19 protein-coding genes are annotated in these 20,079 nt (G+C 65.9%); 8 read left to right on the top strand and 11 right to left on the bottom strand.

Annotated elements, in window-relative coordinates; translation table 11 throughout:
* The first annotated feature begins 51 nt into the window (after nucleotides 1-51).
* Nucleotides 52-948, top strand: coding sequence for a LysR family transcriptional regulator (locus tag Q8R75_RS13600; RefSeq protein ID WP_305612612.1), 897 nt, complete (start codon nucleotides 52-54; stop codon nucleotides 946-948).
* 109 nt (nucleotides 949-1,057) lie between these two features.
* Here Q8R75_RS13600 and Q8R75_RS13595 read toward each other — a convergent pair whose 3' ends face one another.
* From Q8R75_RS13595 to Q8R75_RS13570, 6 genes are all read right to left on the bottom strand, one after another.
* A complete protein-coding gene (locus Q8R75_RS13595) occupies nucleotides 1,058-1,906 on the bottom strand; it encodes a DUF429 domain-containing protein (protein WP_305612610.1) in 849 nt (282 codons plus the stop codon).
* Nucleotides 1,907-1,943: 37 nt separating this feature from the next.
* Nucleotides 1,944-2,696, bottom strand: a complete 753-nt coding sequence (locus Q8R75_RS13590) for a PEP-CTERM sorting domain-containing protein (protein WP_305612609.1) — start codon at nucleotides 2,694-2,696, stop codon at nucleotides 1,944-1,946.
* A 64-nt stretch (nucleotides 2,697-2,760) separates the two neighbouring features.
* Complete coding sequence (locus Q8R75_RS13585) at nucleotides 2,761-4,554, bottom strand: ATP-dependent DNA ligase (protein ID WP_336623624.1); 1,794 nt, start codon at nucleotides 4,552-4,554, stop codon at nucleotides 2,761-2,763.
* A gap of 116 nt (nucleotides 4,555-4,670) precedes the next feature.
* Nucleotides 4,671-5,318, bottom strand: a complete 648-nt coding sequence (locus Q8R75_RS13580) for an FxDxF family PEP-CTERM protein (protein ID WP_305612608.1) — start codon at nucleotides 5,316-5,318, stop codon at nucleotides 4,671-4,673.
* 29 nt (nucleotides 5,319-5,347) lie between these two features.
* Entirely contained in the window at nucleotides 5,348-6,259 is a 912-nt protein-coding gene (locus Q8R75_RS13575) for an SdiA-regulated domain-containing protein (protein ID WP_305612607.1), read from the bottom strand.
* Between the two features lie 178 nt (nucleotides 6,260-6,437).
* Nucleotides 6,438-7,478 carry a ligase-associated DNA damage response exonuclease gene (locus Q8R75_RS13570; protein WP_305612605.1) on the bottom strand — a complete coding sequence of 347 codons (1,041 nt, stop codon included), beginning with the start codon at nucleotides 7,476-7,478 and terminating at the stop codon, nucleotides 6,438-6,440.
* Between the two features lie 24 nt (nucleotides 7,479-7,502).
* Here Q8R75_RS13570 and Q8R75_RS13565 point away from each other — a divergent pair, with 24 nt between their 5' ends.
* Together Q8R75_RS13565 and Q8R75_RS13560 are read left to right on the top strand one after the other, a co-directional pair.
* Nucleotides 7,503-7,949, top strand: a complete 447-nt coding sequence (locus tag Q8R75_RS13565) for an MEKHLA domain-containing protein (protein ID WP_305612603.1) — start codon at nucleotides 7,503-7,505, stop codon at nucleotides 7,947-7,949.
* A gap of 10 nt (nucleotides 7,950-7,959) precedes the next feature.
* The gene (locus tag Q8R75_RS13560; RefSeq protein WP_305612601.1) at nucleotides 7,960-9,186 is read left to right on the top strand and encodes a M20 aminoacylase family protein; all 1,227 of its coding nucleotides are present in this window, start codon (nucleotides 7,960-7,962) and stop codon (nucleotides 9,184-9,186) included.
* Between the two features lie 27 nt (nucleotides 9,187-9,213).
* On the opposite strand, the gene Q8R75_RS13555 is transcribed toward Q8R75_RS13560, so the two are convergent.
* Together Q8R75_RS13555 and Q8R75_RS13550 are read right to left on the bottom strand one after the other, a co-directional pair.
* Complete coding sequence (locus tag Q8R75_RS13555) at nucleotides 9,214-9,591, bottom strand: DUF779 domain-containing protein (protein ID WP_305612600.1); 378 nt, start codon at nucleotides 9,589-9,591, stop codon at nucleotides 9,214-9,216.
* A 184-nt stretch (nucleotides 9,592-9,775) separates the two neighbouring features.
* Complete coding sequence (locus Q8R75_RS13550) at nucleotides 9,776-11,290, bottom strand: aldehyde dehydrogenase family protein (RefSeq protein WP_305612599.1); 1,515 nt, start codon at nucleotides 11,288-11,290, stop codon at nucleotides 9,776-9,778.
* Nucleotides 11,291-11,411: 121 nt separating this feature from the next.
* On the opposite strand from Q8R75_RS13550, the gene Q8R75_RS13545 reads away from it, so the two are divergent.
* Nucleotides 11,412-12,602, top strand: a complete 1,191-nt coding sequence (locus Q8R75_RS13545; protein WP_305612597.1) for a helix-turn-helix domain-containing protein — start codon at nucleotides 11,412-11,414, stop codon at nucleotides 12,600-12,602.
* Between the two features lie 11 nt (nucleotides 12,603-12,613).
* Here Q8R75_RS13545 and Q8R75_RS13540 read toward each other — a convergent pair whose 3' ends face one another.
* Entirely contained in the window at nucleotides 12,614-13,702 is a 1,089-nt protein-coding gene (locus tag Q8R75_RS13540) for a substrate-binding domain-containing protein (RefSeq protein ID WP_305612595.1), read from the bottom strand.
* A gap of 120 nt (nucleotides 13,703-13,822) precedes the next feature.
* Here Q8R75_RS13540 and Q8R75_RS13535 point away from each other — a divergent pair, with 120 nt between their 5' ends.
* Genes Q8R75_RS13535 through Q8R75_RS13525 form a run of 3 tightly spaced genes read left to right on the top strand, consistent with a single transcriptional unit; the run spans nucleotide 13,823 to nucleotide 16,048 of the window.
* Nucleotides 13,823-14,527 carry an ABC transporter permease gene (locus tag Q8R75_RS13535; RefSeq protein ID WP_305612593.1) on the top strand — a complete coding sequence of 235 codons (705 nt, stop codon included), beginning with the start codon at nucleotides 13,823-13,825 and terminating at the stop codon, nucleotides 14,525-14,527.
* Nucleotides 14,520-15,227 carry an ATP-binding cassette domain-containing protein gene (locus tag Q8R75_RS13530; protein ID WP_305612591.1) on the top strand — a complete coding sequence of 236 codons (708 nt, stop codon included), beginning with the start codon at nucleotides 14,520-14,522 and terminating at the stop codon, nucleotides 15,225-15,227. The genes Q8R75_RS13535 and Q8R75_RS13530 overlap by 8 nt, the downstream gene beginning before the upstream one ends.
* Nucleotides 15,218-16,048: an extracellular solute-binding protein gene (locus tag Q8R75_RS13525; protein WP_305612586.1), complete on the top strand. Its 831-nt coding sequence runs from the start codon at nucleotides 15,218-15,220 to the stop codon at nucleotides 16,046-16,048. Before Q8R75_RS13530 ends, Q8R75_RS13525 begins: the two co-directional genes overlap by 10 nt.
* A gap of 247 nt (nucleotides 16,049-16,295) precedes the next feature.
* On the opposite strand, the gene hyi is transcribed toward Q8R75_RS13525, so the two are convergent.
* The gene (gene hyi / locus Q8R75_RS13520) at nucleotides 16,296-17,084 is read right to left on the bottom strand and encodes a hydroxypyruvate isomerase (RefSeq protein WP_305612076.1); all 789 of its coding nucleotides are present in this window, start codon (nucleotides 17,082-17,084) and stop codon (nucleotides 16,296-16,298) included.
* A gap of 108 nt (nucleotides 17,085-17,192) precedes the next feature.
* Between hyi and Q8R75_RS13515 the strand changes: the two genes are divergently transcribed.
* Entirely contained in the window at nucleotides 17,193-17,942 is a 750-nt protein-coding gene (locus Q8R75_RS13515) for a 2OG-Fe dioxygenase family protein (RefSeq protein ID WP_305612078.1), read from the top strand.
* On the opposite strand, the gene Q8R75_RS13510 is transcribed toward Q8R75_RS13515, so the two are convergent.
* Nucleotides 17,921-20,041 carry an EAL domain-containing protein gene (locus tag Q8R75_RS13510; protein WP_305612080.1) on the bottom strand — a complete coding sequence of 707 codons (2,121 nt, stop codon included), beginning with the start codon at nucleotides 20,039-20,041 and terminating at the stop codon, nucleotides 17,921-17,923. The two genes, Q8R75_RS13515 and Q8R75_RS13510, sit on opposite strands and share 22 nt — an antisense overlap.
* Between the last annotated feature and the right edge of the window lie 38 nt (nucleotides 20,042-20,079).

Below are 20,079 nucleotides of genomic sequence, written 5' to 3'. Positions count from 1 at the left end.
ACACACCTTTGTAGTACTTTGACTTCGTATTTTTAGAACTCGGGTGTATCTGTGCTCAACTACCGTCATCTGTATTACTTCTGGGTTGCGACGAAGGAAGGCGGCATTGCGCGCGCGGCCGAGCGACTCGACATGGCGGTGCAGACCGTCAGCACGCAGATTCACACGCTCGAAGCTGCGCTTGGCCACGCGCTGTTCAAGCCATCCGGACGCAGTGTTGAACTGACCGCCGCGGGCGTCGTGGCACTGCGCTACGCCGAACAGATATTCCAGCTTGGCGAACAGCTGCCGCTGGCGGTGCGGGAAGCCGCGTCGTCACAGGGCGTGCGTCTGTCGGTTGGCATTTCCGACGGCCTGCCAAAGCCGGTGGCGCGCCATCTGCTCTTGCCTGCGACCGACACCGAAGGCCTGCATCTTCTGTGCAGCGAGGGGGAGTTCAATGACCTGCTGGCCGATCTCGCGCTGCACCGGCTTGACGTGGTGCTGGCCGACCGCCCGGCGCCGGTCAATCCGAATCTGAAGGTGTACAGCCACGCGCTCGGTGAAGCTGCGCTGATGTGGTACGCCTCACCCGCGCTGCGCGCCTTGTCCGATGCGGCGTTTCCGGCCTGTCTGGACCAGATGCCGCTGCTGCTGCCGAGCCGCCACGCCGCGGTGCGTGCCCGCATCGACGACTGGTTCGATCGCAAGTCACTGCGCCCGCGAGTGGCGGGCGAATTCGAGGACAGCGCGTTGCTGGCCACCTTCGGCGAAAGCGGTCTGGGGGCGTTTCCGGCGACCGAGTGGTCGCACGACGAACTCACCGGCCAGCGAGGCCTGCAGCTGCTCGGCCGCTGCGACGAGGTGGTCGAGCACTTCTACGCCATTTCCGCCGAGCGTCGCGTGCAGCATCCGCTGGTGCAGAAGGTGCTCGGCCAGCAAGAATCGGATCGTACCGGTCTGTCGTAGGAGCAGACCCTGTCCGCGATGCGAAAGTTGAGCGCGCGCCGTCGCCGATCGGGAAACGGCAGGCCAACTTCAGCTGGACAAACCGCCATCTATGCCAGGACGAAACGGTTCAGTGCTGCCGCCCGTCCGGCGCACTGGCGGGCTGAACGCCGACAATCCATCCTTCCACCGGGTCGATCTGCAGCGGCAACCCGTAGCCCGCATCGCGCCGTGTCCAGGCCCAGGCCGCCTGGATCAGGCACAGCACGCAGTCGAGCAGATCGCCGGTGCCGTCGGTGGCCATCGAATCGAGCAGCGCTGTGTCGTCGCAGCGCAGGACGATACCCAGCGGATGTGCGCCGCGCTGCAAGGCTTCGATGATGAGCATGCGGTTGGCCAGCCGAGCCTGCGTCTGGCCGACGGCCGATTCGCTCTTGTACGACGCCGGTACGATGCGGCGCGCCAGCCAGCCCGGGTAGGCCTCCAGGGCCACGCGCAATCCGTCTCCGCCATGCATGCCTGGCAGATGTACGCCGGCCTCAAGGAGGCGGCGCGCACCTTCCTGAAACATCCGGCCGACCGGTGGATTGACGAATTTCATCGGGCTGTGCGAGCCCGCCGGCCGGTCCGTCGCGCGATGGGTATATTTCTGTCCGACAGGCCGAGGCGCCCGTTCCGCATCGGCCAAAGCCTTGAATTCATTGCGTGAAAGCTGCGACACGGCACGCACCATACCAGCCCAGTCGGTCGGCCAGCCGTGTTCCAGCACCGATTCGCGCGGCAGACCGAACGGAAAGTCGAACGCCCCCAGCCACGGGCCGGGTCGCATCAGGAAGGCTTCGAAGGCGCTCCACGCGGGGAGTCGCTCGATCGATTCGAGGATCAGGATACCGTCGTCGGCGAGGTGCCCGCGGGCTACGGTGACCGGTTTGCGCGACGACGGAGACGAAGTGAAATCGATGCCGTACAACGTACTCATCGGCCAAGCATACGCCGGACAGGGAAAGGTCTGGCTATCAGGAATCCATTTTCATTCGCCGCTGCAGTATGAGGACACCCAGACCGGCAGCGAGAAGCAGGGCAGGCGATGGCTCGGGCACATTGCCGGCGATGAAGACGGGAGGCGTACCATCACCGCCAGCCCCCTCCAGCGCCCCTGCAACGACGAGGCTGCCACCCTGGACGCGAACGCCGCCGCTGTTGATCAAGACGATGCGGCCACTGTCGCCGGGACTGCCACCGCCCATCTGGAGCGAGGCACCTCCCCGAACAATCAGGCTGGACAGCGTATTACCCCCCGGGCCGGCGAGAGTTTCACTCCGGTCGATCACGTCACCGATGTTGAAAACCTGCCAGTCAATCGGATGAGAGGAGGGCGACAGGGGCTGTGAAGGGAGTGACGGATCATCGCCCGGACCGCTGATGAAGCGAATATCGTCGCCGGAAAGTACCGACGCCCCATCGACCTCGATGGCGGACGCGACCAGTTCGATCAGCGGCGCCTGAACATGCAGGCGCAACAGCGTCAGCCTGCCGGTGGCCTCGATCACCACCTTCAGCGGGTCGTTGATGACGGCGTCGTTCAGCGACAGGTCGCCGCCGCAGACGAGGTTCGTCGAATCGCCCTCGAACACGTTCATGACGCCACTGCAGACGACGCTGCCCGACACGGAAGAAAGTGCCGGCACCGGCATGAAGACAGTGACTGCCAAACCGACAGCATGGAATAACTTACGCATTGAAATATTCCGGAGGAATCGATCAAGCATAGGATAAACGCATCGATACACACCGTCCATAGTCCGAAATGACCAGTCTTCCCGCCCCGTTCCGTCACACGCCGATCAGCGCGCGCAGCGCGTCAATCGTATCCGCCTCGGCAGCAGGCTTGTCCAGCCGCCGCCTCAGCATGCGCGGGAAGCGCACCGCGATGCCGGACTTGTGGCGCGGCGACTTCTGTATGCCTTCGAAACCCAGTTCGAATACCAGTTCGGGCGTGACCGAGCAGACCGGGCCGAAGCGTTCGATCGTGTGACTGCGGATGAAGGCGTCGACCTCGCGCATTTCGGCGTCCGACAGGCCGGAATAGGCCTTGGCGAACGGCACCAGCGTGCGCGTGCCGTCGGCGGCGACCGACCAGAGCGCAAAGGTGTAGTCGCTGTAAAGCCCGGCGCGTCGGCCGTGGCCGCGCTGGGCGTAGATCAGCACGGCGTCGATCGTGTAGGGGTCGATCTTCCATTTCCACCACTGTCCGCGCGGGTCGAGTTTGGTGCGGCCGATGCCGTAAGGCGCGTCGGCACGCTTGAGCATCAGGCCCTCGACGCCGCGCTCGCGGGCGAGATCCCGCTCTGTGGCGAGCGCACGCCAATCGCCGCGCAGCAACGGCGACAAGCGCAGCACCGGCGTCGCCGTGTCGGCGAGCACAATTTCGAGCCGCCCGCGTCGGGCGGACTGCGTCTCTGAACGCAGGTCTGCACCGTCGTGTTCGATCAGGTCGTACGCCATGAAAACAGTGGGTACTTCGTCGAGCAGGCGGCGCGTCAGGCGCTTGCGGGTGATGCGGGTCTGCAGCTGCGCAAACGGCAGCGGTACGTCGCCACGCCAGGCGAGCACTTCGCCATCGAGCACGCAGCCGTCGGGCAGCGAAGCCGCCGCCTCGATCAATTCCGGAAATCGTTCGCTGATCAGTTCTTCGCCGCGCGACCACAGCGCGGCCTCGCCGGCGCGGCGCACCAGCTGGGCGCGGATGCCGTCCCACTTCCACTCGGCCAGCCAGTCGGCGGGATCCCCGAGCGACTCGGCGGGAGCGGTCTGCAGCGGATGGGCGAGGAAGAAAGGGTAGGGCTGCATGCCGGTTTCGTCGTCGCCGGCAGGGGCTACCAGCGCGGCAAAACGCGCGGCACCCATGCCGGTGCGCGCCGGGTCGGCCGCCAGATAGCCGATCAGGCGCTGCGCGACGAGTTCGGCCGGCACCCGCGCGAACGCCGCCAACGCCCGAGTGACGAGCAGGCGTGACACGCCGACGCGCAGCGCGCCGGTGATGAGCTTGTTGAACAGGAAGCGCTCGCCGCTGCCCAGCACGTGCCAGGCTTCGATCAGCTGGCCGGGCTTTTCGTCGGGGGATGAGGCGCGCAGGGCGCCCAGCACGCCGACCCAGTGATGCAGCGGCAGGTCGCTGACGGCTCCCGGAGGCGGCAGGATCAGCGCCAGCGTTTCCGCCAGATCGCCGACCGCCTCGTAGCATTCGTCGAACAGCCAGTCCGGCATGCCGGCCGCACGGGCGCCGGTTTCGCGCAGCACGCGGGTGCCCACCGCCTGCCGTGGCTTGCCGCCAGCGAGGAAGTAGACCGCCCACGCGGCGTCTTCCGCCGGCACCTGCGCAAAGTAGTCCTGCATCGCCTGCACGCGATGGCGGGTCGAAGTATTGCTGTCGAGTGAGAGGTAGAGGGCGGCGAAACGCTGCATCGGATCATCGTAACCGGGGGACGCCGGTTTGATGGCGCGCCAGTGCAGTGGTTCGGCCACTTCGATCCGCAGTGCCGCACTATCCCGCCGCTGCGCGCGCAGTTCGACCGCGAGGCCCTGCGCGCCGCGCTCGCCAACGGGCACAGCGGGATCGTTGGGCATCGCTGCGCTCACCCCAACCTACGGGGCAGCAAGTCAATTGGGATGGGCGCAGCAACAGTTGATCAGTCTACGAAAAACGCCGGCCAGCGGCCGGCGTCTGTCTGCGCGCAGAAAGATCAGGCGCGGCGACGGGCCATGAAGCCGATCAGACCGAGACCGGCCAGCAACATGGCATAGGTTTCGGGTTCCGGCACTGCAGCGGCAAAGGCCGTGACGCCGGGGCTGGCTACAGCACCGCTGAGCGATGCATATGAACCTTCGACGTCGCCGACCGACGACCGCACCCACAGCGTTGCGTCGTTGGCACCGAGTGCGGCAGCCGAGGTGGCTCGGCCGCTGAAGTTCTGGGTGCGCGGGCCACCGGCAGCAGCGTTGTCGCCATAGGTCAGGCGATCGACCAGCGAGCCGGCGCCATCAAACAGGTTCAGTTCGTCGGCGCGACCGATGTTGTTGGTGTAGCCACCCAGCACCTTCACGCTGCCGGCCAGAGTCCAGTCGAGACGGAAGGTCGCTGCGTCGATCTCGGTGATGATGACCGATTCGCCTGCACCCACCAGACCAAAGCCGCTGAGGTCGAATCCGCCGACAAGACGGCTGTCGTCGTCATAACTCCAGCCGGTGAAATCGACCGCCGAGGTGCCCAGGTTGGTGAATTCGATGAATTCGCCGCTGCCGCCCGAGTACATCCACTCCGTGATGCGGACATCGGCCTGGGCCTGCGATGCGAAACCGGCGACGAGCAGTGCTGCGAGAAGCTTGTTCATGGTGTGACCTCCTTGTTGGATTGAACGGATCAGGACAGACGGCGGCGGGCGGTGACGCCGATCAGGCCGAGACCTGCCAGCAGCAGCGCCCAGCCTTCAGGTTCGGGAACGGGTGCCATGGGCGCCAGCACATACAGGCGGGGCGTTTCGCCGACGATGTAGATGACACCGTTGCCGTCGATGGTCACGCCCTCGGCGTCGTCAGCGATGGCAGAGAAGTCGAACTGGCTCAGCACCTCGCCGCTGCGCGTGACTTCCATCAGACGCGGCGTTTCCTGGCTGTAGATGAGCAGGTTGTCCTGGTCAGCGGTGCCGCGCAGCGACGCGACAGTGGTCAGCGTCTGCACGTCGGACAGGTCCAGCGTGCCGAACAGGCGTACGAACGGGTTGGCCGGCGGCACCAGCTCGGTCACACTGGCGCTGCCTGTGGTGAAGTCGAGCGACGCGTCATAAACCGCCTGCGGCGTCTTTTCCTTCACCAGGATGAAGCGGCCGCTCAGCGGGTCGTATGACAGGCCTTCCAGCCCCACATTGCCGACCGTCGGACCAACGGACACCGAAGGCAGCGTGTTGCGACCGATCGCGCCGCCCGCCGTGTAGCTGAAGCGATAGACGTCCTGCAGCCGTTCCTCGACGAGAACGAACTGACCGTTGCCGATATAGCTCAGCCCTTCGGTGTCGTCGAAGCCGAACAGGTTCATCGAACTGATCTGCTGACCCTGCTTGTTCACCTCGACGACGTAATCGCCTTCGTCGCCGAGCACGAACAGCGTGTCGGTATCCCAGTTCCAGGTAACCGCCGACGCTTCGGACGCCTGAACCGACGGCAGGTCATAGGTGGCGACCAGACGGTAGTCGGCCAGATCAAGTTGATTGATGGCGGCAGATGCAGAGCCAGAGGCAATCAGGACGAGCGCGGCCGCGAGATGTTTGCGGAACATGGAATGACACCGGGACGCGTGAAAGAGCCCGGACGGTGACGCAGGAGTATTGCCGGTTGATGAAAGCAGATAGTCCTCTCGGACTATCTCTGACCCGAGATGCCGGCGGGGGTGTCGGCACCTTCGATGGGAGTCAGACGCTGGACCGGGCGTCAATCGGCCGCGAGACCGTGGCCGGTCACTCGCTGTTGCCGGTCGGTGCACCGACGCCCGCCGGCGGATCTTCGTCGTCGGCATCCTGGCCGAAGGTGGTCGCAAAGGCGCCGGCTTCAAGCCCGTGTTCGGTCAGCCAGCGCACCAGCGGCTGCACATGACCATGGGTGACGATGACGCGCGAGGCGCCGGTGGCGCCGATGGCGCTCAGCAGCCCCGGCCAGTCGGCGTGGTCCGACATCACCAGACCGCGATCGACGCCGCGCCGCCGGCGCGCGCCGCGCACCTGCATCCAGCCTGACGCGAAGCAGTCGGCGTAGTCGGCGAAGCGCTTCATCCACGATGTGGACTGCGCCGACGGCGGTGCGATGACCAGCGCACGGCGCAGCGCCGCGGCGTCCAGGCCGTCCGACACCATGACGGTGGCGGGCAGGGCGACGCCGCTGTCGCGGTAGGCGCGGTTCAGCGCCTCGACCGCACCATGGCACACGATGGGGCCGATTGCGGGATCGAGGCCGGCCAGGATGCGCTGCGACTTGCCGAACGCGTAGGCGAACACCACGCTGGCGCGCCCGGCGTCGGCGTTGCCGCGCCACCACTGGTTGAGTTCGGCGAACAGCGTGTCCTGCGCCGGCCAGCGGTAGATCGGCAGACCGAAGGTCGATTCGGTGATGAAGGTATGCGCCCGCACCGGGTCGAATGCCGTGCAGGTCGCGTCCGGCTCGAGTTTGTAGTCGCCCGAGGCGACCCAAACCTCGCCAGCGACCTCGACCCTGATCTGTGCCGAACCGAGCACGTGACCGGCCGGGTGCAGCGACACTGCCGCATCCCCTATATATATGCGTTCGCCCCAGGGCAGCGTCTGCAGCGTGATGTCGCCCAGCCGCGCGCGCAGCACCCGCTCGCCCTCGGCGCTGGCCAGATAGCGGCGGTGCCCGGTGCGCGCATGGTCGGCGTGGGCATGCGTGATGACGGCGCGTTCGACCGGCCGCCAGGGGTCGATGAAGAAGTCGCCGGCAGGGCAGTAAAGCCCTTCAGGGCGCAGGGTGATGAGGTCGCGGCGCATGGTGGCGATGGTATCGTTCGCGTCATGAGCGTAATGCCCGATCACAAGTTCCTGCGCGAACACAGCCGTCTGCTGGCCGAGAGCTTCGAGCGCCTGACCGGCCAGCGGTTGCCGTCGGATGCGCTCACGCTTTACAACGCGCATTTCGCGCTGGTGTCGCACGGCACCCAGCGCGATCCGGTATTCAATTACGCCAACCTGTTCGCGCAGCGACTGTTCGGCTACGCGTGGGACGAATTCGTCACGCTGCCGTCGCGCCTGTCGGCGCGCGAGCCGGAACGCGACGAACGGGCACGCCTGCTCGAAATGGTGACCCAGCAGGGCTATATCAGCGACTACTGCGGCGTGCGGGTGCGCCGCGACGGCACGCTTTTCCGCATCAGCCACGCCACGGTGTGGAAGGTGCTCGATGCGGACGGCCAGTTCTGCGGACAGGCGGCGATGTTTTCGGAAGTCGAGGAATTGCAGTGAGATCATTGCAATGAGCAGCGCCCACAAAAGCGCGCATCCGCTGGTCGACGCACTGGGCGAACGGCATGCCCGCTGGACGTCGATCCGGCGCGACCTGCATGCCCATCCGGAACTGGCTTACGAGGAAACGCGCACCGCCGCGATCGTGGCGCGCACGCTGCGCGCGTCCGGCATCGAAGTGCATGAGGGCATCGGCCGCACCGGTGTGGTCGGCGTGCTTCGCGCAGGCCACGGCAAGGCGGCCATCGGACTGCGCGCCGACATGGACGCGCTGCCGATGACCGAACAGAACACCTTTGCCCATCGCTCGACCCATTCCGGGCGCATGCACGGCTGCGGCCACGATGGCCATACCGCGATGCTGCTGGCCGCGGCCGAGTATCTGGCGGCGACCCGCTGTTTCGACGGCACGGTGAATTTCATCTTCCAGCCGGCCGAGGAGGGCAGGGGCGGCGCTGCGGCGATGATCGCGGACGGCCTGTTCGAGCGCTTTCCGATGCAGGCGGTGTTCGGGCTGCACAACTGGCCCGGCCTGCCGGTCGGCGAAATGGCGGTGCATGACGGGCCGGCCATGGCCAGCAGCGACGAGATCGAAATCGTGATCGAAGGTCGCGGCGCACATGCCGCGATGCCGCATCTGGGCGCCGACCCGGTGCTGGCCGGCGCGGCCATCGTGCAGGCGCTGCAATCCATCGTGTCGCGCAATGTGTCGCCGGTGGATTGCGGCGTGGTCAGCATCACGCAGTTTCATGCCGGCGAGGCCTACAACGTCATTCCGCAGTCGGCCACGCTGCGCGGCACGGCACGGGCGTTTTCGCCCGAGGTGCGCGACCAGCTCGAAGCGGGCATCCGGCGTGTCGCGGAAGGTGTGGCGGCGGCGCATGGCGTGACGGTTGCGGTCAGCTACCGGCGCGGCTATCCACCGACCGTGAATAGCCCGGCCGAGGCGTCATTCTGCGCGGCCGTCGGGCACGAGTTGATGGGGGAGGCGGCGGTACGCACGAACTATCCACCGAGCATGGGAGCGGAAGATTTCGCCTACATGCTCGAATGCAGGCCGGGTTGCTACATCTGGCTCGGCAATGGCGGCGGGCCGGATGGCGGGTCGCGCCCCGGCCATGAAGAAGGCGGCGGCTGCATGCTGCACAACCCGCGCTACGACTTCAACGATGCGGTCATTCCGCTCGGCGTGGCTTACTGGACGCGACTGGTCGAGCGCTTCCTGCAGTCCGACTGAGTCCGTCGGAAGGCGGCGGCGCACACCTCAGCCGTGCGCCGGCGCGCCCAGCAGCACCAGTTCGGCCTCTTCGTGCGGTTCGTACAGCCGCGAGCGGGTCAGGAAGCGGATGCCTTCAGGCGCTTCGATCGAAAAGCCGGCGCCCCGTCCGGGCACTGCATCGATGATCAGGTGGGTGTGCTGCCAGTACTCGAACTGCGATTCGCTCATCCAGAAAGGCATGCCGCCGATTTCGCCCAGCTGCACATCGGAATTGCCGAGCGTGAATTCGCCCTGCGGGTAGCACATCGGCGCGCTGCCGTCGCAGCAGCCGCCCGACTGATGGAACATCAGCGGGCCGTGCTTGCGCGCCAGCCGGTCTATCCAGTCCAGCGCCAGCGGTGTGGCGGATACGCGGGTCACCATGATGTTGCCTCGCAAATCATGAAATTGAATCGAGATAACAGCTTCAAACCAATGATTAATTGATATTTTGTATGAATGATACAGTCTCGGATGGACGAAGAGGCGAACGATCTGACCGTCCGCCCCTTCACCGATCCGGCTCACCTTGCCGCGGCGATCCGGACCGCGCTGCCACCTCGCAGGATCAGAAGAATCCGAGCGCCTTCGTCGAGTAGCTCACCAGCAGATTCTTGGTCTGCTGGTAGTGGTCCAGCATCATCTTGTGGTTTTCGCGGCCGATGCCCGACTGCTTGTAGCCACCGAAAGCGGCATGCGCCGGGTACAGGTGGTAGCAGTTGGTCCATACGCGGCCGGCCTGGATGGCGCGTCCCATGCGGTAGGTGCGATGCACCGAACGCGACCACAGGCCGGCACCCAGACCGTACAGCGTGTCGTTGGCGATGGCCAGCGCGTCGGCTTCGTCCTTGAAGGTGGTGAGCGCAAGCACCGGGCCGAAGATTTCTTCCTGGAACACGCGCATCTTGTTGTGCCCCTTCAGCACGGTCGGCTGGATGTAGTAACCGCCCGCTTCCGCTTCCTTGCGCACGCTGCCGCCGGTCAGCACTTCCGCGCCTTCCTGACGGCCGATGTCGATGTAGGACAGGATCTTTTCGTGCTGGTCGGAACTGGCCTGGGCGCCGATCATGGTGTCGGTATCGAGCGGGTGACCGCCGCGCACCTGATTCACGCGGGCGATGGCGCGCTCGATGAACTTGTCAGCAATGTTTTCCTGGACCAGCGCTCGGCTCGGGCAGGTGCACACTTCACCCTGGTTCAGCGAAAACATCGCGAAACCTTCCAGGCACTTGTCGAAGTAGTCGTCGTCGGCGTCCATCACATCGTCGAAGAACACGTTCGGTGACTTGCCGCCCAGCTCCACGGTCGAGGGGATTATGTTCTGCGAAGCATATTGCATGATCAGTCGCCCGGTCGTAGTTTCCCCGGTGAAGGCGATCTTTGCGATGCGCTTGTTGGTGGCCAGCGGCTTGCCGGCTTCGATGCCGAAACCATTGACGATGTTCAGGATGCCCGGCGGCAGCAGGTCCTGGATCAGTTCGATCAGGACCAGCAGGCTGACCGGGGTCTGCTCCGCCGGCTTCATCACGATGCAGTTGCCCGCAGCCAGAGCCGGTGCGATTTTCCACGCAGCCATCAGGATCGGGAAGTTCCACGGAATGATCTGCCCGACAACGCCCAGCGGTTCGTGGAAATGGTAAGCGACGGTGGTTTCGTCGATTTCCGACAGCGCGCCTTCCTGCGCCCTGATGCAGCTGGCGAAGTAGCGGAAGTGGTCGATCGCGAGCGGGATGTCGGCAGCCAGGGTTTCCCGCACCGGTTTGCCGTTTTCCCAGGTTTCGGCGACGGCCAGCAACTCAAGATTGGCTTCGAGGCGGTCGGCGATCCTGAACAGCACGGCGGCGCGTTGCGCTGGCGCAGTGCGGGCCCAGCCTTCGCGCGCCTTGTGAGCGGCATCCAGCGCAAGTTCGATGTCGGCGGCCTGCGAACGGGCAACCTGGCAGAACACTTTGCCAGTGACCGGTGTCGTATTGTCGAAGTACTGGCCTTCAACTGGCGGTACCCACTCGCCGCCGATGAAATTGTCGTAGCGGGCCTTGAAAGTGAGTTTCGAACCGGGTTGACCGGGGTCGGCATAGCGCATGATCTGTCTCCTCGAATGATCGGTTGCCCTGCGGCCGACGTCGAATGCGCGGCACAAGAACACAGGGTCGGCCTGCACGCTAGTCCGTGCGGGGTAGGTATCCGGTAGGTGGAGGAGGCATATGAACAATACGGCAGGCCGGCTGGCGGATCGCCGGCGGCGCATCGAATCGCTGCGTCGCGGTGAACGCAGCACCGGCGAACACATCGTCGTGGTGGGCATGGACATCGCCGGCTCGTGGCAACGCTCGCGCGAAGCCGTGTCCGAAACCTGCTCGGCGGCGCCGCTCGACGACACCGCACCGGACTGGTCCGGCTCTGCCTACGGTCAGGCGCTGGTCGCCTGCGTCGACGAACTGGAAACGGTGGCGATCGAGAGCGGCATGGTGGCAGCGGTCAGCGACGCCGATGGCCGCCTGCTGTGGACCGGCTGCAGCCGCAGCATGCGTACCCGCGCCGAGCGCGTGCATTTCGTGCCCGGCGGGCGCTGGGACGAACGTTCCGTCGGCACCAATGCGCTGGCGCTTGCGCTGCGTCATCGCCGCCCGGCAAGCGTTTTTTCGGCCGAACATTTCATTCCGGCGGTGCAGGACTGGGTGTGCTACGCCGCCCCGGTTCGCGACACGGTCAGCGGTGAGGTGATGGGCGTGGTCGACCTGTCGACCACGTGGAACCGCCATTCACCGCTGGCGCTGCATGCGGTCGAACGTTTCGCTGCGCGGGTATCGCAGGCCCTTCAGGGGGTCAGTCAGGCGCCGGTGTTGCGCCTGCGCATGCTCGGTACGCCGCAGGTCTCGATACACGGCAAGGTGCTGCCACTGTCGCCGCGGCAGATCGAAATCCTGTGCCTGCTGGCGCTGCATCCGGAAGGTCTGGATCTGGAACGCCTGCACGCAGCCATCTACGGCGACCGCTCGGTCGGTGTGGCCACGCTGAAGACCGAAGTGTCGCAACTGCGCGAACGCCTCGGCGGGGCGATCGGCTCGCGCCCGTATCGACTGCTGGTGAACTGGCAGGCTGACTTCATGGATCTGGAACAGGCGCTCACTGCCGGTCGCGTCGAGGCGGCGCTGGCCGGTTACCGCGGCGACTTTCTGCCACGGACCGAAAGCCCGCTGCTGCGCACCTGGCGCGACTGTCTCGAATCACGGCTGTCGGATGCCATCTTCCGCATCGATGACCCGGACCTGCTGCTGACCCATCTCGGTCAGTCGCCCGAAGCGGTCGATGCGGTGGAGCGCCTGGTCGAACTGTTGCCGCGCCACCATCCGGTGCGCGCGAGACTGCTGCAGACCCGCGACAGCCAGGGCTGACGGGCAGCGGATCAGCGCCCGAACAGCAGGTGTTCGGCCTCTGGCACGCCGTATCCGACGCCGGCCTCGTCCAGCGTGTAACCGCTCAGGTCCTGCGCCCGCGTCCGCCAGTCGCGCTGGCGCAACAGGCTACCCAGCACATCGAGCGTCTGACGCGACGCCGGGCTGTCGCGCAGCGCCAGAAAGTACATTTCCTCGAACAGCGGCAGGAATTCCAGGCCCAGCCGTCGCGCAAAGGCCTCCAGCCCCAGCCCCGCATCGGCTTCGTCACTGGCGATCAGTGCCGCCACCGCAGCATGGGTGTGCTCTTCGTCGCCCTCGTTCAGCGCTCGGGTATCGAGTCCGGCCTGACGCGCCAGCTGGTCGAACGCGAGCCGTGTGCCGGCGCCGGGCTGGCGATGCACGAAGCGCAGGTCGGCACGCATCAGATCACTCATCCCGCGCACACCCCGGGGATTGCCGCGGGCGAGGATCAGGCCTTGCCTGCGGCGCGCGAAACCCAGCAGACGCAGACGCGGCAGACCGTGCTGCGCGAGGTAGAGCGTCCAGATATCGCGACCCAGTTCGCCGATCGGACAGTGAAAGCCGGCGATGTCGCAGCGGCGTGCTGCCAACGCGAGCAGCGATTCCAGGCTGCCGTGCGTGCTCAGGGTTGCGCTCCGGCCGTCGTGGCGCAACTGGCGGATCAGGTCGTTCAGCAGTGGATCATGGCTGGCAGCGATGCGCAGGGCGCCCGCGACACCACTGGATGCGTGCCGCGGCAATGCACGCATCGGCTGGCTGGCCGTGCGCAGCGCGGCAGCGAGCGACTGCCGGGCGTCGCGGTCGACCGCCAGCAACTGGCGGGCAAAGTCCTCCAGCGTCGAACCACTGGCGCGCGCGGTCGAAATCAAGGTCTGGCCGAAATAACCCTGCCAGGCATTGATCAGCCCCCACGCATTGCGATACGACAAACCGTTCTGGCGCGCGGCGCCGGCAATCGATCCGGTCGCCTCGATCGCGGCGAGCAGCGACAGCAGCCGGCCAATGCCGGCCGGCGCATCCGGGCCGAAATCCCACTCGATTCCGAGTCGCGGAGGTGTTACGGCAATCTCTGACATATAGGAAGCCTCGTCGTAGAGCGATAGCTTCCCGGATCTTATGTGTTTCAGAATGCAGATAATGAGTTTTCGAGGGCGGCGAATCAAACTACCGAGGACCATGCCCGGTGACCGCCAGGCATGAGCACACTCAGCGAAAGCTTCCTGACCGCGGGCGGGCTGGTGCTCGCCGCCGATCCGCAACTGCTGGGCATCGTGACGCTCAGCCTGCAGGTCAGCCTGACGGCGGTCTTTTTCGCGTCCTGCGTCGGCCTGCCGATCGGCGCGGCGGTGGCGGTCGGACGCTTTCCCGGTCGCAAGCCGCTGACCGTCATCCTGAACGGCCTGATGGGGTTGCCGCCGGTGGTCATCGGTCTGCTGGTCTATCTGCTGCTGTCACGTGCCGGCCCGCTCGGATCTTTCGGCCTGTTGTTCACACCGACCGCGATGGTGATCGCGCAGGTGGTTCTCATCACACCCATCGTTGCCGCGCTGTCGCGTCAGATCGTGGCCGACGCCTGGCGCGACTACGAAGAACAACTGCGCTCGCTCGGCGCCTCGACACCGCGCGCCGCCTTCACCCTGCTGGTCGACACCCGTTTCTCGCTCAGCACGGCAGTGCTGGCTGGCCTCGGACGGGCGGTGGCGGAGGTGGGCGCGGTGATGATCGTCGGCGGCAACATCGACGGCGTCACCCGCGTCATGACCACCAGCATTGCGCTGGAAACCAGCAAGGGTGACCTGCCGCTGGCGCTGGCACTCGGCTTCATCCTGATTGCCATCGTGCTGCTGCTCAACGCACTGGCGCACGCGGTACGCGAATGGGCGGTACGTCGCCATGGCTGACGCACTGCTCACGCTCGACGCTCTGCGCTACGACGCGGGTGATCGCACGCTCATCCGCGACGTGTCGCTGCGCATCGAAGCAGGGCGGCGCACGCTCATCCTCGGCCCCAACGGCGCTGGCAAAAGCGTGCTGATGCGCCTGATGCACGGCCTGATCGAACCGAGCGCCGGCCGCATCCTGTGGAACGGCGGCAGCGGTCGCCCGGCGCAGGCCATGGTGTTCCAGCGGCCGGTCATGCTGCGCCGAAGCGTGCTCGACAACGTCGTCTACGCGCTCGATCTGGCCGGCGTTCCGTCGGCCGAGCGCCGCGCGCGGGCGCTCGATGTGCTCGAACGCGTCGGTCTGACCGCGCTGGCCGACCGGCCCGCGCGCGTGCTGTCCGGCGGCGAACAGCAGCGCGCGGCACTGGCCCGCGCCTGGGCGCTGCGCCCGCGCGTGCTCTTCCTCGACGAGCCGACCGCCAGCCTCGATCCGGGTGCGGCGGCCGAAGTCGAACGCCTGATCCGCGTCATCGCCGATGAAGGCTGCAGCATCGTCATGGTTACCCATCACCTCGGCCAGGCGCGTCGGCTGGCCGACGACATCGTTTTCGTCGACAGCGGCCGCATCACCGAACACACGCCGGTCGCCGATTTTTTTACTGCACCGCGCTCGGCCGAAGCCGGGAATTACCTCAGAGGAGAGCTTGCATGGGCATGATCCGCCGTTCCTTCATCGCCACGGCAGTGGCCGCCGCGATCACGCTGGGCGCGCCTTTCGCCCGCGCGGCCGACCGTTTCATCACGGTGTCCTCGACCACGTCCACCGAACAGTCGGGCCTGTTCAAGCATCTGCTGCCGGTGTTCCAGGCCAGGACCGGCATCGAAGTGCGAGTGGTCGCCCTCGGCACCGGTCAGGCGCTCGACATGGCACGTCGCGGCGACGCCGACGTCGTGTTCGTGCATGACAAGGCGGCGGAAGAGAAATTCATCGCCGAAGGCTTCGGCGTGAAGCGCCAGGAGGTCATGTACAACGACTTCATCCTGGTCGGCCCGAAGTCGGATCCGGCGAAAGCCGCTGGCGTCAAGGACATCACCGATGCGCTGAAAACGATACAGGCGGCGCAGGCGCCGTTCGTGTCGCGCGGCGACAAGAGCGGCACGCACGCCGCCGAGCTGCGCCTGTGGACGGCCGCCGGCATCGACCTCGACGCGGTCAAGGGCGCCTGGTACCGCGACACCGGGTCCGGCATGGGAGCGGCGCTGAACACCGCAGCGTCAATGAACGCCTACATCCTGGCCGATCGCGGCACCTGGCTGTCGTTCAGAAACCGCGCCGACCTGACCGTGACGGTCGAAGGCGACAAGCGGCTGTTCAACCAGTACGGCGTGATTCTGGTCAATCCGGACAAGCACCCGCACGTGAAGAAGGCCGACGGTCAGGCGTTCATCGACTGGGTCGTGTCGGCTGACGGGCAGGCTGCCATCGCCGACTACAGGATCGACGGTCAGCAGCTGTTCTTTCCGAATGCGGTGAAGTAGGGCGCTGCCGATCTGAGGCGGGCGTTGGGCATCGCTGCGCTCACCCCAACCTACGGTCGGTGCCGGGGCGGGGGATTTGGTTGTCGGGCATCGTTGCGCTTCCTCCGACCTGCGGTGGGGGCGGGGGCGGCTTCGGGTGTTGGGCATCGCTGCGCTCACCCCAACCTACGGTCGGTGCCGGGCAAGGTGCTGGCGGGGTCGTAGGTTGGGGTGAGCGCAGCGATGCCCAACAACGCACGCGACCTGCTCAGCCTCGAACGTGATGGTGGGGTGGCATCCAGCCCAGCCCGGCCGCAGTGTCGCCGGCCGGGATGTATTCGGCGCTGACCCAGCCGGTGTAACCGATGCGATCGAGCCAGTCGAACAGGAAGGCGTAATTGATTTCGCCGCTGCCCGGTTCGTGGCGGCCGGGGTTGTCGGCGATCTGCACATGGCCGATGCGAGCGAGTTCGCGCTGCAGGGTGCGGGCGAGGTCGCCTTCCATGATCTGCATGTGATAGACGTCGTATTGAAGCTTCACATTCGGCTCGCCTACCCGTTCGATGAACGCCAGTGTGTCGGCCGAACGATTCAGCAAGAAGCCCGGCATGTCGCGCGTGTTGATCGGCTCGACCATCAGTTCGATGCCTTCGCGCGACAGCGCGCGCGCGGCAAAGCGCACGTTGCGTTCCAGCACGGCCAGCAGTTCGCCACGTTCGGCACCGGCCGGCGCCAGACCGGCCAGGCAGTTGATGCGTCGGCAACCCAGCGCCCGCGCGTAGTCGAGCGCCTGCGCCACACCGGTTTCGAATTCATCCACCCGGTCCGGCAGGCAGGCGATGCCGCGCTCGCCGGCCGACCAGTCGCCGGGCGGCAGATTGAACAACACTTGTTCGAGCCGATGGACACCCAAGGCTTCGGTCAGCTCGTCGGCCGGCTCGGCGTACGGAAAGTGGCATTCGACGCCGGTGAAGCCGGCGCGCGCGGCGGCCGCGTAGCGCCCTGCGAAGGGCTGTTCCGTAAACAGCAGTGACAGGTTGGCGCAGAAGCGGGGCATGTGACGTCATTCCGGGTGAGGCGCTGATTCTAATTGGCGGCGGACATGCGTAGTCCGGTTGCGCGGAGTATCGTCTGCGGCTTCGCGTTTTTCGCCCGGTCTCCGTTCATGCCCGCACACACCACTCACGGCAACGATCCGCATGCCCTCGCGGACTGTATTGCCACGCATGATTTCTGCTTCCTGCCGGCTGACCACACGAAGAACGGTCTGGCGAGCCTCGAAGCGGGCTGGAACAACGACTGGGACCGTTTCGCTGCCAGCTGGGGCTCGCTGGAGCGCGATACCTATATGGCGGACGGCGGCCGCTACCGGCGCCGGCGCTACGCGGTGCTGAGCGCGCCGGCCGACAGCCTCGACGCGGTGCTCGAAGCGCATCAGCCGCATTACCAGAGCCTCGACTACAACAATCTGAACGGCGGCGTCGCGCGCCATTTCGCGCCGATCGCGCCCGAGGTGATGCAGGGCGCGACGATGCAGACCGCGATCCGGCTTGGCCTGGGCGTGTTCCAGCGCCTGCATCCGGGCTCGGCTGCGCACATCGAGGTGCACCAGTTCCGCATCGAGGCGCTGCCGGACGGTGCCGGCAAGCCGACGCCGGAAGGCGTGCATCGAGACGGCGTCGATTTCGTGCTGGTGATGATGGTGCGGCGTGAGAACGTCGAAAGCGGCACCACCGAAATCTTTTCGCCCGACGGTGATCCTCTGGACAGCTTCACGCTGACTGCACCGTGCGACGCGGCACTGGTGAACGACCAGCGCGCGCTGCACGGCGTGACGCCCATCCATCCGCTGGACCCGTCGAAGCCGGCCTGGCGCGATGTGCTGGTGGTGACCTACAGGCGCGCGACGCGCTGAACGGCGTCGGCGAAGGTCGCCGACTGCCGGTACCAGACTTCGAATTCGTCGGCTGGCATCGGTCGGCCGAAGTGATAACCCTGCGCCTCGTCGCAGCCCAGGCGGATCAGGGTCTGGCAGATGTGTTCGTTCTCGACGCCCTCGGCGACCACTTTCAGACCGAAGTTGTGCGCCAGTTCGATGGTCGAGCGCACGATCATCGCATCGCCGCTGTCGCGGTCGAGATTCATGACGAAGGAGCGATCGATCTTGAGCTCCTGCACCGGCAGCTTCTTCAGATAGGCAAGCGACGAATAGCCGGTGCCGAAGTCGTCGATCGACAGCCGCACGCCCATCTCGTTGAGCCGTGAAAGCGAAGCCAGCGCCAGCGCCGGGTCACCCATGATGGCGCTCTCGGTGATTTCGAGGCACAGCAGGGCCGGGTTCAGTTCCTGGCGTGCCAGCACACCGGCGACCACCGACGGCAGGTCCATGCTCACCAGGTCGCGGGTCGATACATTCACGTTGATGCCCAGCGACCGGCCGTCGAGCGCCCACGCCGCTGCGACAGAGCAGGCCCTTTCGAGCACCCAACAGGTGATGTTGCGGATGAAGCCGGTCTCTTCAGCGAATGGAATGAACTGGTCCGGCGGAATCATGCCGCGTGTCGGGTGCTGCCAGCGCACCAGCACTTCGACCGATTCGCAGGTCCGTCCCGGCAGCTTGATCTTGGGCTGGAAGTGCAGTGTCAATTCGTCGCGTTCGACCGCACGGCGGAGGTCGCTGAGCAGAGAAAGACCCTGATCGGTGCTGCGTTCCAGCATGCTGTCGAAGCATACGAAGCCGTCACCACCCTGTTTCGCCACATACATTGCGAGGTCGGCGCGCGACATGAGCACATCGGCGCTTTCGCCATGTGCCGGAAAACTGGAGATGCCCACACTGGCACTGACATCGATTGCGTGACCATCCAGTTCGATCGGCTGATGCAGCGCACCGATCAGCCGGCGCGCTACCTGTACCGCCTGATCGACATCCTGCGTGGGCAGCAGCAGCCGGAACTCGTCACCGGAAATGCGTGCCAGCAGGTCCGAATCACTCAGGCCAACTGACTGCAGGCGCTGCGCGATCTGCATCAGCAGACGGTCACCCACCGGATGTCCGAGCACGTCATTAACCGTCTTGAAACGGTCAATGTCGAGCACCAGCAGCGACAGCGGATGCGCGTTGCGGCGCGCCACCTCCAGCGCCTGCTGCAGTCGATCGATGAACAGTGTGCGGTTGGGCAGACCGGTCAGCCCGTCCTTGTACGCGAGGTCGGCAATCCGCGTTTCGCGCGCCGCAATGCCATGGCGCATGTCGTCCAGCGCACGGATCAATCCGCCGACTTCATCCTTCCCGGCGGGCGGCAACGTACTGCACAGTTCTCCGGCGGCAATGTCGCGCGCCAGCTTTTCGGTCTGCGCGAGCGGCCGTGCGATCGAGCGCGTGATGGTCAGCGCCGACAGGCAAGCCAGCAGCACCGCCACGCCGCCGAGTGACAAGATGGCATTGCGGCTCTGCGCCTTGAGCGTGTTGATGCCGAGCAGCTTCTGGTCGGCGCGCTCCGACTGAGCGGTGACCAGCGCATCGAGTGCAGCCAGCATGTTTTCCAGTGCCGGCATGGTGCGTTCGATCATCGGCGCACGCGCCTGGTCTGCATTGAGTTCGACCGCCTCGACCGTCGCGTCGAAGGCCTCCACGTAGCGGTCGCGGTAATGCACCACGCTGTCGAGCTGGCTGCGGTAGTACGCAGCATCTTCCGAGGCGAGCAGGGCGGCGATCGCCGCCTCGCGCTTGCGCGCCTGTGCGTCGATCAATGGGTAGACCGGAATGCGCTGAGCCTGCGCTGGCAGGATGAACAGTTCGTGCAGATGCACGGCCCCCGCCTGCGCCGCGGCCTGAGCATCGCGCGCCAGCGTGACCATGTTCAGGCTCGCGGTCGCCAACCGTTGGCTGGAGCCGGTCGTGTTTTCGATCTGACCGAGCGAGAACAGGATCATGAAACCCATCGTTGCCAGCACGGCGCCAAAGGCGAGCGACAGGCGGGTGGCGATCCGGGTATTCGACAGAAAGCGCATGGGTTGCAGAGCCGCCGACGAGGGGAAAGGTGAACGGT

The sequence above is a fragment of the Methyloversatilis sp. genome (assembly GCF_030696805.1).
GTDB lineage: Bacteria > Pseudomonadota > Gammaproteobacteria > Burkholderiales > Rhodocyclaceae > Methyloversatilis.
Note: the sequence above shows the minus strand (reverse complement) of the source record. Positions and strands in the feature narration are given on the sequence as shown.